The 12,561-nt window shown below is 37.2% G+C and carries 10 protein-coding genes and 1 pseudogene; 7 read left to right on the top strand and 4 right to left on the bottom strand.

Annotated features, from left to right (window positions below; translation table 11 throughout):
• Nucleotides 1-63 precede the first annotated feature (63 nt).
• Both dprA and PLEUR7319_RS34350 read right to left on the bottom strand, forming a co-directional pair.
• On the bottom strand, nucleotides 64-1,170 hold the full coding sequence (gene dprA / locus PLEUR7319_RS0105250) for a DNA-processing protein DprA (protein ID WP_019504154.1): 1,107 nt from the start codon (nucleotides 1,168-1,170) through the stop codon (nucleotides 64-66).
• A 195-nt stretch (nucleotides 1,171-1,365) separates the two neighbouring features.
• Nucleotides 1,366-2,325 carry a glycoside hydrolase family 10 protein gene (locus tag PLEUR7319_RS34350; RefSeq protein WP_202804215.1) on the bottom strand — a complete coding sequence of 320 codons (960 nt, stop codon included), beginning with the start codon at nucleotides 2,323-2,325 and terminating at the stop codon, nucleotides 1,366-1,368.
• Nucleotides 2,326-2,508: 183 nt separating this feature from the next.
• Here PLEUR7319_RS34350 and PLEUR7319_RS0105240 point away from each other — a divergent pair, with 183 nt between their 5' ends.
• Both PLEUR7319_RS0105240 and PLEUR7319_RS0105235 read left to right on the top strand, forming a co-directional pair.
• Complete coding sequence (locus tag PLEUR7319_RS0105240; RefSeq protein ID WP_019504152.1) at nucleotides 2,509-3,282, top strand: TVP38/TMEM64 family protein; 774 nt, start codon at nucleotides 2,509-2,511, stop codon at nucleotides 3,280-3,282.
• A gap of 153 nt (nucleotides 3,283-3,435) precedes the next feature.
• Nucleotides 3,436-4,980: a mercuric reductase gene (locus tag PLEUR7319_RS0105235; RefSeq protein WP_019504151.1), complete on the top strand. Its 1,545-nt coding sequence runs from the start codon at nucleotides 3,436-3,438 to the stop codon at nucleotides 4,978-4,980.
• A 270-nt stretch (nucleotides 4,981-5,250) separates the two neighbouring features.
• Here the strand turns inward: PLEUR7319_RS0105235 and sppA are convergent, their stop codons facing one another.
• A complete protein-coding gene (gene sppA / locus PLEUR7319_RS0105230; RefSeq protein ID WP_019504150.1) occupies nucleotides 5,251-7,053 on the bottom strand; it encodes a signal peptide peptidase SppA in 1,803 nt (600 codons plus the stop codon).
• 358 nt (nucleotides 7,054-7,411) lie between these two features.
• Here sppA and PLEUR7319_RS43410 point away from each other — a divergent pair.
• The 5 genes and pseudogenes from PLEUR7319_RS43410 to yccX all read left to right on the top strand — a co-directional run.
• A pseudogene (locus PLEUR7319_RS43410) lies at nucleotides 7,412-7,567 on the top strand (Uma2 family endonuclease); the annotation flags it as partial.
• Nucleotides 7,568-8,050: 483 nt separating this feature from the next.
• A complete protein-coding gene (locus PLEUR7319_RS0105225; RefSeq protein WP_083892451.1) occupies nucleotides 8,051-8,746 on the top strand; it encodes a hypothetical protein in 696 nt (231 codons plus the stop codon).
• Nucleotides 8,747-8,981: 235 nt separating this feature from the next.
• Nucleotides 8,982-9,752: an SDR family oxidoreductase gene (locus PLEUR7319_RS0105220; RefSeq protein ID WP_019504148.1), complete on the top strand. Its 771-nt coding sequence runs from the start codon at nucleotides 8,982-8,984 to the stop codon at nucleotides 9,750-9,752.
• 194 nt (nucleotides 9,753-9,946) lie between these two features.
• Entirely contained in the window at nucleotides 9,947-10,522 is a 576-nt protein-coding gene (locus PLEUR7319_RS0105215; RefSeq protein ID WP_019504147.1) for a GNAT family N-acetyltransferase, read from the top strand.
• A gap of 4 nt (nucleotides 10,523-10,526) precedes the next feature.
• Nucleotides 10,527-10,802, top strand: coding sequence for an acylphosphatase (gene yccX / locus PLEUR7319_RS0105210; protein WP_019504146.1), 276 nt, complete (start codon nucleotides 10,527-10,529; stop codon nucleotides 10,800-10,802).
• A 90-nt stretch (nucleotides 10,803-10,892) separates the two neighbouring features.
• Here yccX and PLEUR7319_RS0105205 read toward each other — a convergent pair whose 3' ends face one another.
• Nucleotides 10,893-12,527 carry a hypothetical protein gene (locus PLEUR7319_RS0105205; RefSeq protein WP_019504145.1) on the bottom strand — a complete coding sequence of 545 codons (1,635 nt, stop codon included), beginning with the start codon at nucleotides 12,525-12,527 and terminating at the stop codon, nucleotides 10,893-10,895.
• Nucleotides 12,528-12,561: the final 34 nt, after the last annotated feature.

Here is a 12,561-nt window from a genome sequence, read left to right as displayed (position 1 = left end):
ATCTTTCGTCCTGAGAAGACCCTGGCGTCCCGCGATGGGAGTATGTCAATGAGAAGGTTCGTATCAACCCTTAATTTGATAGCGCATTCCTGGTAACTGATATACCAAATCCATTAATTCAAGCTGAGATAAAGCGACCAAAATTTCGCTGGTACTTTTGCCGGTTTGCTCAACAATTGCATCTAAAGCAATCGACTCTTGGTTAATCAGTCGATATATGCATTCCAACTCTGGCTCTAAGTTGGGTATTGGCTGAGGAGTGGGGGGCATTCGATCTAAACAGGGCATAGTGCCTAACATTTCTAATAAATCTTCAATACCTAAGACGACGTGCGCTCCAGAATTTAGTAGTGCCAAACATCCTAAAGATTGAATATTATCTAAAGAGCCTGGTAATACATAAACATCACGACCAAAATCATTAGCAAAACGAGCGGTAATTAACGCTCCCGATCGCTTAGGGGCTTCCATAATCAAGACAGCGCGACATAAACCGGCAATAATGCGATTTCGAGCCGGGAAGTGATTACGCTCTGGTTTTGTCTGGGCAGGATATTCGCTGATAATCAACCCCTGTGTTTGCAGTTGTTGATACAAGGCACGATTACTATAGGGATAGACGGTATCCACTCCTGTACCCAACACAGCTATGGTTCTGCCATTGGCTTCTAAACAGCTAGAATGAGCTATAGCATCAATCCCTGCTGCCATCCCCGAAACAATACCAAAGCCATGTTGTACGAGAGCTTTAGTGATTTTTGTGGTCCAACGCTTACCGTATTCTGTGGGATTACGAGTTCCTACGATCCCAATTAGAGGTTTAATTCCCTGATTCTCTGTCGGTTCAACTTGCCCTAAATAATATAGTAGCGGTGGTGGACTAGGGATTTCGAGGAGTAGGCGTGGGTAGGTAGTATCTGCTGGTATCCAAAACTGAGGATTGTGTTCTAAATGTTGCTCTAAAAGTTCTTCAGGATTAAATTTTGTCCGTCCCTGTTGAATAGCTGTTGAGAATTTATTCCCCAAGCCATCGATTTCAGCAAAGGCGATCGCTGGTGCCATCCAAGCTTCTTGCAGTGAACCAAAATGTTGATAAATCTTTTTGAGGGAAATTGGTCCTATTCCTGGAATTTGGGACCATGCTAACCAGTAAGCTCGTTCTTGTTCCATGAAAACTATCCTGCGATCGCGCCCCGCAGATCAGCAAAGCTGAACGGGAAATGGATTTCAATCTTATCCCATACCCAATCAAAATCAATCTTTTAATGGAACATTAGGGGGAAAGTTCCCCCAGAAATAAATATAGTTTTAAAGGATAAATAGTTCAGAATTAAAGCATTATTAATCCACATCAAGCGTGTTTAATTAAATTGCCTTTAAATAAGTTTCTTTCTCCCGACGATTGGCAAAACGTAATATTCCAAAAGAAGTTTTCCAGGCAAAAATAGCGTAGCCATAACCATATTGCTTAACCACAGATATTTGTCGTTGAATTTCCGCTAGAGATTTTTGATTGTGCCAACTGCCAGCATAGATACCTACTGCTACATTCACGTACTTACTGACTTCAGGTAATATAGAGTTATCGATTGACAGTGCGACTTCATGGCTAGTTTGACGATAAAGCTGCATTACTAATTCATCAATTAGTCCTGCTTGAATCCAGGCTAGCCAATCCTGAGAGTATTTTGTTCTGGAAAATCCCAGAGGATTAGGAGATAAAGAAATTACTAACTCCGGTCTAACTTTTCTGACAGCCCGAACAACTTTTTGAGTTAATTCTGTCATCTCATCGATGTGATTACCAAACTGAATTGGTATTCCCCAATGGTCATCAACCTGAATACCATCAATATCGGGATAGGATGCTGCTACTTCGGTAAATAAATTAACAAAATATTGCTGCACTTCGGGGTTTGCAGGATTTAACCACCAGTGATTATCAATTAGCTTTTCTTGGTTACTGGTAGTTAAGATCCAATCAGGATGCTTTTGGGCTAATTTAGCATCAGGAAAAGTCATTAAGCCGTGTTCGTACCAAGCATAAATTTTCAATCCTTGACGTTTCCCTTCTTTGATAGCTGTCTTTAAAGGATTAGTAAAAGGAAAAGATAAAAGGTAATTTCGCGGAGCATACTTACTAGAATAAGTAGTCCCGTTATTGTAGACATCGACATAAACTCGATTGTAGTTAAGACGAGATAACTGATGAAATACATTATCTGTCAAGGTGGTATAAGTTAAAAAGGCGTTGCCCACATGGCTGAGCCAAATACCTTTGATTGATTTTGATGACTGTGGTGTGTGGCTGGGGGCAAAAGTCAACCAACTTATTATTAAAAATATAATTGTACTGATGAAAAATAGCGAAGTTAATCTTTTAACCTGTTGAAAAATAAATTTCAAAATTAATTAGTAACTAGTTAAGTTTTAAGCTCATTTTAAGCAAGTCTTGGGAATTTTAATTATGGAGTTAAAAATTATGGAGTTAAAGTAGAGGCTATATCAATGCCCACTGATGATGGTAATCAATTTATGAAAATCAATAAATACTTCAAAATAGGCATATTAATATTAATCGGTATAACCTTAGTTGCTGCCCCCGTTCAGGCACAGGAGATTGCAAGTAGCTCTGGCTTTAATCCTCAAGAATTACTGCGAAATGCTTTGCAATGGGTTGATGATTTAGGGGCGATCGCACCTATTGCTTTTATGTTAATTTATATTGTCGCTACAGTGGCATTTCTCCCCGGTTCAGTATTAACTCTAGGTGCGGGAGTATTGTTTGGAGTCATTCAAGGCTCAATCTATGTTTTTTTTGGGGCAACTATTGGAGCAACTTTAGCTTTTTTGGTTGGTCGTTATTTGGCAAGAGGTTGGATCTCGAAAAAAATTGAGGGTAATCAAAAATTTAATGCGATCGACAAAGCTGTGGGCAAAGAAGGTCTAAAAATTGTTCTGTTAACTAGACTATCGCCGATATTTCCTTTTAATCTCTTAAATTACGGTTTAGGAGTTACAGGAGTATCTTTAAAAGATTATGTCATCGGTTCAGTGGGTATGATTCCCGGCACAATTATGTATGTTTACATTGGTTCTCTGGCGGGAAGCATCGCTACCATCGGTGGTGAAAGTCAACCTGATGCCAATCCTATAGCACAATGGGCAATTCGGATTATTGGATTTATTGCTACGGTGGCAGTTACTCTCTACGTGACAAAAATTGCTCGTAAAGCCTTGGATGAGTCTATTGATACTAGTAGTACAGAGCAAGAGGCTTAGGTGATTACTGATTACTGATTACTGATTACTGATTAGCGCGAAGTTGCATTGTGAAGGTTCCCGACCTTGTGCGCTAAAGGATTAGCTTCGCGTCACAAACTTCGTAAGAACTGATCACTAATTAATTTTATTGTTCACAGGTATTTATTTAATATGGATAATCAAGACCACGCTGTAACTATTGCCCCAATGGACGAATACAATCAGCAGTTGATTGCTAATGTTCATCCCCCCGATTGGGCAAATCCTAAACCTGCCGACTGTTATGACTTAGTGGTTATTGGAGCAGGAACGGCAGGTTTAGTTACGGCTAAAGGTGCAGCAGGATTGGATATTGGCTTAAAAGTAGCCATGATTGAAAAGAATTTGATGGGGGGAGACTGCTTAAATGTGGGATGTGTCCCTTCTAAATGTCTGATTCGTTCCTCCCGGGTAGTTGCAGACATGAAAGAAGCACTACCCTTTGGAGTTCAACCTCCAGAGAATATTCAGGTTGATTTTCCTGCGGTGATGGCAAGAATGCGTCAGGTAAGAACTCAAATTAGCCCAGTGGACTCGGCAGTAGCAGCTAAAAAAGCAGGAGTTGATGTGTTTTTTGGCGAAGCAAGTTTTGCTAGTGAAAATACGATCATTGTTGGTGGACAAACTCTCAAATTTAAGAAAGCGGTGATTGCTTCTGGGGCAAGAGCAGTAAAACCCAAAATCAAGGGAATTGAGGAAGTTGGGTATCTAACTAATGAAAATGTCTTTTCTCTCACAGAACTCCCTCCTAGATTAGCCGTAATTGGCGGAGGACCAATTGGTTGCGAGCTGGCGCAAGCATTTCATCGTTTGGGTAGTGAGGTGATTTTATTTCATAAAGGTTCTCACTTGTTAAACAAAGAAGATCCCGATGCGGCAGAGATTGTTCAACAAGCATTTATTAAAGAAGGAATTCGTCTAGTTCTCAACTGCCAGTTACAGGAAGTCCAACATAGTCCAGAAGGTAAGTTGATTAGTTTTGTTGGCGATGATGGGCAAGAATCAATCATGGTAGATCAGATTTTGGCTGGTGCGGGCAGACAACCCAACGTAGAAAGTCTCAATTTAGAAGCAGTAGGAGTTCAATACGATCCTAGAAAAGGCGTAAAAGTCAACGATAATTTACAAACTAGCAACTCTAAAATTTTTGGCGCTGGGGATATCTGCATGAATTGGAAATTTACCCATGCAGCCGATGCCGCTGCCCGAATTGTAATTAAAAATACTTTGTTTTCTCCCTTTGGATTGGGTAAATCAAAATTAAGCGATCTTATAATGCCCTGGGTTACGTATACCGACCCGGAAATTGCTCATGTGGGAATGTATGAGGAAGAGGCACAGGCAAAGGGAATTGACTGTAATACAATTAAAATTAACTTTGACGATGTTGATCGCGCTTTGGCAGATGGAGAAACAGAGGGTTTTCTTAAGATTCTCCATAAAAAAGGTTCGGACGAAATTTTAGGTGCTACTATCGTTGCTCGTCATGGAGGAGAAATGATTAGTGAGATTACCACCGCCATGATTGGTGGTATGGGTTTGAGTAAGTTGTCTGGGGTTATTCATCCTTACCCTACCCAGGCAAGTGCAATTAAGCAAGCTGCTGATATGTATCGTCGAACCCTGTTAACGGAAAGAACTAAAAAGTTATTAAGCTTTTTAAGCAAATTATCCTAACTGAGCGTTGCTGATTTAAGTAATGACGTACAAAATAATTCTTTTCGTACTTCAATTAACCTTAAAGACTGTTACACTGAGATCTTGCACCAGTATATAAAAACCTAATAATTAGGGCTTGATCATCAATTCAAGACCCTTTTTCCTTTAACCTTTGACTTTTACCCAAATACCACACTTAAATTACAGGTTGGGTGCAAGATCTCAGTTACAAGTAAATTTCAGCTTTATATGGCTTGGAAAATTAAGCAATTAGATACAAATATAAAGTTAATTTATTTCAAAACTAAAAGGTAATCGGGCATAGACACCATTAGGTTCATCAAAGTGGTTTAAATTTTCTAATTCTGTTCTTATTTGGATAAGTTCAGCAGTAATAGGGTCAATTTTACCTTGTGATTCTAAGGTTTTGACATCAAATAAACGCTGTATAATTTCAGTTTCAAAACGATGTTGTTGGGGATATTCTTCCAATTGCCAATTGTTATCTAATTTGGCCTGTTCGGCAGCATAAGCGATCGCACTTTCTAAACCGCCAATCTGATCCACTAAGCCAATTTTAGCTGCTTTTTTTCCTGACCAAATTCTTCCCTGAGCAATTTCTTTAACTTTCTCTTGAGGAATATTGCGATACCGAGATACTTTTCTGACAAACAGTTTGTATACTTTATCGACTGACTTTTGATAAATAGCTAACTCCGGTTCAGTTTTCGGTCGAAAATTAGAGCCAATATCAGCAAATTCCCCTGTTTTGACCACATCCCAAGTTATGCCGTGATTGTTAGCTATATCTTGAATATTGGATATTAAGCCAAAGACACCAATTGAACCTGTGATCGTATTTTCTTCAGCAAAAATCTGATTGGCACCCGCAGCAATCCAATAACCGCCCGAAGCAGCTATATTGCCCATAGAAACTATAACAGGCTTTTTCTTTTTGGTGAGTAAGATCTCGCGTAAAATCACCTCCGAAGCCGTCGCTCCTCCTCCAGGGCTATTTACGCGCAAAACGATCGCCTTAACATTGTCATCTTCCCTTAATTCACGAAATTCTTCCGCAAAGCGATCGCTTCCAATCGTTTCGATGTTACCTCTGCCACTAACAATTGCGCCCTCTGCATAGACAACAGCAATTTTTTGTGACGCATTAGAAGAAGCTTCTGCCGGGCGGATCGTCAAATCGGCATAATCTCCTAAAGCAATCTGCCTAAAGCTTTCCTGTTCTTCAGTTTCTTCAGTTAGTTTCCGTAATTTAGTAACTACATTATCGTAATAGCCTAATTGGTCAATTAAACCGATTTTTTTCGCTTCTTGGGGTTCTAGATATCCTTTATCATCAGCAATCTTTTGCAATTTATCTGCATCTAATTCGCGACTCACGGCAACAGTATCGAGAAATTTTCCCCATAAATCTGTCAATAATGCTTTGGTTTGTTCTCGACTAGCAGAGCTAAGATCAGAACGAGTATAGGGTTCAATAGCTGATTTATAGTCTCCCACCCGAACTACTTGCACCCCAACTCCATATTTATCTAGCGCACCTTTAAAAAATGTTTGCTTAGAACTTAAACCATTAAGTTCCATCATTCCCATCGGATTAACAATCACCTCATCCGCTAAAGAAGATAGATAATACTCTCGCTCACTCAAGGTCACGTCATAAGCAATGATTTTTTTTCCCGCACCTTGAAACTTTTTGAGGGCATTTCTCAATTCTTCCATAGTCGCGTAACCATTGGGATTACTACCTTTACGACCGTCTAAAAATAAAGCAACAATGCGATCGTCTTTAGTTGCCTTTTCTAGAGATTGCAATACTCGTCGCAGGGTGATAATCTCTTGTTCTTTGCCCGAAAAAGCCTGGGCAAGGTTAGCCGGGGGTTTAGAGTCTCTAACCTGAGTTGATAAATCAAAAACTAACACTGATTTATCTTTGATACTCGGAGTTTCTTCATCAGCAGCCAAAGTGAACAGCATAAAGAGCAATCCACTTGCACCGAAGGTAATGAAAAGAAACAAGCCAACTAAGCTACCAATAGTGCTGGCAAAAGTCTGTTTTAAAAATTGACGCATTGCGGTGATTTATATAAGTTTAATGATTAGAGATAAACCGAAGTAAAATTTTAAAATTTTATCTATTCTTATACTTCCCCCAATCTTCCTCATCCATATCATTAGTATTATTAGTAGATGATAGTCTAATTTAAGTTCCTAAATAGCTCCCTATATCCTCAGCTAAACTGAGAAGACAAAGCTGTCATTAAAAATTCATTTCTTTGTCACAAGAAAGTCATAACACTCTCTTATATTAACTAATGTCAGCCCTAGACAATATTTCACTCAAAGCTCCTTCAGGCTTTTTAGGGCTGACTTTACTATTTAAGATTTTCCAGACGGTTAAAATATAATTATCGAATATTCTATTCATACTATAGATGCTGTAACTCTTGATTTCCAATCAATTGGATTAACCAACGAGCAATTCTAACAGCTCTGCAATAACAATCGCGATTTGCGCTTTGAAAGAAATGCTAATGGAGACTTATTAATTATGTCCCCCGATGGTGGAAAGGCAGGTAATCAAAATAAGAGCTGATTCATATATTAGGCAAAATCAAGGTAGAGAAAGAAATTCAACCATAAATTGTTAAGCAAAGTAAACAGTAAAAAATTAATTACTAAATATATTGTTAATACCTAAATTATATCTATCTACCTGTAACAAGGGGCTGATGTCCCAATTAAAGCTGCTAATTTCACGTGTTTTTTGCGGATAAACAGGTATCTAAGTATTTTCACTGTTGATTTTATATGCATATATTTCATAATTATTTTTAAATAGGATAGTTGAAAAGCAATAAAAAAGTAATTTGTACATCTTCATTGCTGAATCAATCTCTTGAAAAAATTATCTCTATGTTAATTGTTTAGATTTTAAAAGACAATTGAGACTTTAAAGAGACCAGCGGAGATAGTCATTTACTTATATTTGCTACGAATTTCGAGTTTAAAAAATTAATTTAAAAACTTTATAAACTTTCATTGCTTAGCTTTGAGCATTAATTTGAAAATGAAAGATATATGCCCAATTTGTTCTAGTATATTACTTCGTCATATACATCATAAAGAAATTACTTGGTTTTGCTCTAGTTGTCGACAAGAAATGCCCAATTTTGATGCCAAATATTTAGTTAAAATAAATAAAAAAATATTCTATGAAAAAATTAACAAAAAGCATAATGAAAATATTAGTATTTTGCAATATCATGCTGACCACAATACTCAAGTTACGAGCAAACCATCATCTTTGCTGGAATCATTTATTGAGGAAGATAAGATACGTCTAGATGTAGTAAATTTCATCATCACCAAAACCAAATCAATTATCAATGATGTGTTAGGTGTTAGTTCAAATTTTGGTTATAAATCCTTAGTACATAATAATGAGATCAGTTTTCGGTCGACTAAGTTTGACTGTTTGCGTGATGCTGAAATTATTCTACTAAACATTTGCTATGCAATCTTATTACAAAATACTGATCTCCTTAAAAATCAAAACTTCAAAGGTTTAAAAGAAACTTATGTAGCATTAAATGTACCTGTCTGCCAAAAAGTCCGTATTATTAATCTGATGAAAGATTCTGTGTTGAGTTTTGTGCATCATAGAACTTTAAACTTTTTAGAATCTAAGAGTAAATGCAATTATCTTTACTTAAGTTTAGAAATTGCTAATTATTTCGATATTGCAGTCGATTATATCACTTAGATATACCTCTTTTTTAAAGTTTTTAAGTGGATACCCTCTGGCTGCCTGACACAGTTATTTAAACGAAGCTAAATATTCAAACGTTTCACTTCTGAAATTCGAGTAAACTAAATAGCATCGTAGTATTCTCGCTTCTCCTTTTTTGAAGCCAAACTAGGTTGAAGACTGTGGGAAAATAATTGAGAGTCGGGTTAGTTCACTATAAATCAAGACTTAAAGACGTTTAAGAAAAGAAATGACCAAGCAAGTATTAGTTACGGGAGCTACAGGCAGGACTGGTTCACTAGTTTTAAAGAAACTACGTCAACAAAGTGATTATTTTCAAGCAATTGGGTTCGCCAGATCGCAATCAAAAGTTGAAGAACTATTTGGTTCGACAGAAGGTTTTTTCATCGGAGACATCAAAGACAAATTTAGCTTAGAATCTGCTTTAAAAGGCTGTTCTGCTTTGGTGATTCTAACCAGTGCTGTTCCTAAAATGAAAACACCACCTTCACCAGGAGAACGTCCACAGTTTGAGTACGAACCAGATGCTACGCCAGAAACAGTAGACTATAACGGTCAAAAGAACCAAATCGATGCTGCCAAACGAGCTGGAGTAGAACATGTTGTACTGGTAGGTTCGATGGGTGGAACTAATCCAAATCATCCTCTTAATCAAATGGGGAACGGTAAAATACTTATTTGGAAGCGTAAGGCCGAGCAATATTTGATTGATTCTGGTATAGACTACACTATTGTTCGCGCTGGTGGTTTACTAGATCTTGAGGGTGGAGTTAGACAATTGCTTGTTGGCAAAAATGATACTCTTCTAAATAATCCACCTGAGGGGATTCCCACTTCTATTCCCAGAGCTGATGTAGCTGAGGTAGTAGTTCAAGCATTAAAACAACCCGATGCTCGCAACAAAGCTTTTGATATCATTTCTAAACCACAAGATACTCCTCATGCAGAAGTGACTAGCGATTTTGCTGCTTTATTTCGACAAACTACTTCAGGAATTTAAATCATTTCTTGGGTAACGAGATAATTAACTAGAGAGTAGGGAGCAGAGAAAAAGTTCAACAACAAGGTTTGATAAATTACTTTGCCTACCTACTTATTTGAAGTCGGAATCAAGAATGGTTAAAGGTGTTGTATCTTCAATTTCCTGATTCCTGCTTCAAATTGTGCATAAAATTTCTCAATCTGTGAAGACTTATGGACACGTTCAATTTTCTGACTTCTCAACCAGATTTACTATCTCTTACTATTGAGGGCGAGCGGATACGATTAATAACTATTTCTAACAAGTTTGAACAAGACATTTTTCAAGAATTTACCAATGAAATTACGACTTATATGTTTCCATCTCCCCCAGCCAATATAAAGGGAACGCAAAACTTTATACTTGAAAGTAGACAAGGTATTCGAGCTGCTAATAATTTACAGTTTGTTGTAGTAATGAAAACTACAGGAGAGTTTTTAGGAAATTGTGGTCTTCATGGTCAGGGTAAAGTTAGAATGCCCGAACTCGGTATTTGGTTAAAAAAGGATGCTCATGGCAAAGGTTATGGTCAAGAAGCTGTTCATACCTTGGTTAACTGGTCAAAGAAAAATATAGACCTTAGTTATTTTATTTATCCAGTAGACCGTAGAAATACTTCAAGCCGTAAAATCCCCGAATCTCTGGGTGGTCATATTTTCGAGGACTATCAAGTCAAAACTTCGACTGGAAAAATCTTAGATTTGGTAGTTTATAAAATTCCAGTAAAGAAGCAAGATAGCTACGATTAGGAATATGAAAAAAATCAAGGCAATAGTTAGCGGTAAGGTACAGGGAGTAGGATTTAGGATGTATACTCGCGCTCAAGCCAGACAGTTGGGTCTTTATGGATATGTACGGAATTTAAGGAACGGGGATGTGGAGATTGTTGCCGCAGGTGAGGCAGAAAGATTAGATACACTTGTTGAGTGGGCTAAGTCTGGTGCTCCTTCGGCTGTAGTTAGCAATCTGCAATTAGAAGTTATGAACTACAGTGACGGGGAATTTAGAGATTTTGAAATTCGCAGGTAAAGTAATTCTCATCTAATTATCAATAATTAATTTCATCAATTTATCCAAAATTGCCCAGTCCTGTAACTTATTCCAGCTATCCACAATATTTCAATTAAGTTTAATGCATTTAGTATCTAAAACAACTAATTCTCTTGTTTGAAAAATCTTACACTCAGCTACTTTAGTAGCTAAAATATGCTTTTTTGTTTGTTTCAAACTCAAAATTGCATTTTCTGTTTCTGGTTTAAACTGTCTCAACCAAGGATTATGGAGCAGATGTTCTACTTGAAAAGCATTTTTATCTAGTAGCCATAAATCTATATGGTATTTTTGAATAAACTGATTTACTTTTGCTTGATTCAGACTATATTGCGCTGTAATTAGATCCTGGGTTCGGCGACGAATTGGCTGATAGTAATCGAGATGATAGGGAATACTGTATTCTTCAGCAACTAAAACTGAACGTTGAGCCAAGCTAGGGATAAAGTCGGCTTCTTTACTTAGACTGGCAATGAGAATATCTTTGGGCTGTTGTTCAAGAAACTGATATAGTTCTGGGGCTGTACCTGTCACATAACCCAGACGATAAGGATAAGCCTGTACAGCGTAAGTCGGATATAGTAATGCACCAATAGCGATCGCCGTAATCAGAGGCTTAAAAAGTTTCTGGTAGTGAGTGATATTCTTGGTAATACTGTTGAGTAAGATAGCAAGTGTTATACCATCAACTAAAGCAATAATTATTCTCCAAGTATGTTGAGAATAGCGACTGGGTAAATGTAATTGAAATAAAAGTAAATGGGATAAGAAAAATAAGGCGAGAGAAACTAAAAGTATTTGTCCGACGATTGTAATTTGAGGTTTTATTTTTTTGACTAGGGGAAATCTGCGAGGATATCTAGTTAACCAGGGTAAGGATAAACCAAAAGAACATAACAATACATATTGCCATTCCCGAGGAAAAAAGCCACTTCTTGGTCCTGCTAACCAAAAAAGCCACGGATTGTCTAAGAAGAATGTATTTCTGCCCCCCGCATAAAATTCTGGGAGTTGTTTCGCTGTGGTCAAACTCATAACTTGACTAAAATCAGCAGTTTTTAATTTGTAAATAGCTAAGATGCCAAGAGCTAAGACTAACCCAGTAAAATAGAAGTAAGAAGATTTTTGCTTAATTAAATTAATTATTAAAATCCCTGCGGAAATCAAGACTACTTGGGGATAAAATAACCCCTGGAGAATAATAAATAGTAAACAAGGTATTAATCTCTGGCGTAGCAGATAATAGATAAAGCCTAAAAATAAGACATAAAAAAAAGCTCTGGGTGTACCAGAGACTAAATCATCTAACATCCAAAGATTTTGATTTAAAAGCAAACTAGCCATAAAACCAGCAAAAGGAACAGGAAATAGGGCAATAGTTACGAAATAAATATAGATTGTAGTAATAATACCCAGTAGTACAGGCAGTATTTTGCTAAATAAAAATGGTTTAACACCCAAAAAGTTAGCGAACCAATATAAAAACTTATAGCCTAATGGAGCTACAGAACTAAAATAATCCGCAATCAAATCATTAGTAAATAGATAGCGATCGCTAAATTTCTGTAACCAAAAAACGTGCTGTCTAGCATCATCTTGGATTGTATAAGGCGATTGAAAAGCTAACTTGAATCCAAAACAACTAAAAGCAATGGCGACAAAGATACTAGCAGCTAACCAAAAATGATATTTTTTAGTTCTCAATTTCTAATTTTTAATTACTAAACAAGCTTTGCCC

Origin of the sequence: Pleurocapsa sp. PCC 7319 (assembly GCF_000332195.1) — a bacterium.
GTDB lineage: Bacteria > Cyanobacteriota > Cyanobacteriia > Cyanobacteriales > Xenococcaceae > Waterburya.
This window is presented reverse-complemented; position numbering and strand designations above follow the sequence as displayed.

Excerpts from the sequence above, each read along its gene's own strand:
- PLEUR7319_RS0105235 (WP_019504151.1), top strand. The coding sequence starts at position 3,436 with ATGGATAATCAAGACCACGCTGTAACTATTGCCCCAATGGACGAATAC.
- dprA (WP_019504154.1), bottom strand. The coding sequence starts at position 1,170 with ATGGAACAAGAACGAGCTTACTGGTTAGCATGGTCCCAAATTCCAGGA.
- PLEUR7319_RS0105220 (WP_019504148.1), top strand. The coding sequence starts at position 8,982 with ATGACCAAGCAAGTATTAGTTACGGGAGCTACAGGCAGGACTGGTTCA.
- PLEUR7319_RS0105215 (WP_019504147.1), top strand. The coding sequence starts at position 9,947 with ATGGACACGTTCAATTTTCTGACTTCTCAACCAGATTTACTATCTCTT.
- yccX (WP_019504146.1), top strand. The coding sequence starts at position 10,527 with ATGAAAAAAATCAAGGCAATAGTTAGCGGTAAGGTACAGGGAGTAGGA.
- PLEUR7319_RS0105240 (WP_019504152.1), top strand. The coding sequence starts at position 2,509 with ATGCCCACTGATGATGGTAATCAATTTATGAAAATCAATAAATACTTC.
- PLEUR7319_RS0105225 (WP_083892451.1), top strand. The coding sequence starts at position 8,051 with ATGAAAGATATATGCCCAATTTGTTCTAGTATATTACTTCGTCATATA.
- sppA (WP_019504150.1), bottom strand. The coding sequence starts at position 7,053 with ATGCGTCAATTTTTAAAACAGACTTTTGCCAGCACTATTGGTAGCTTA.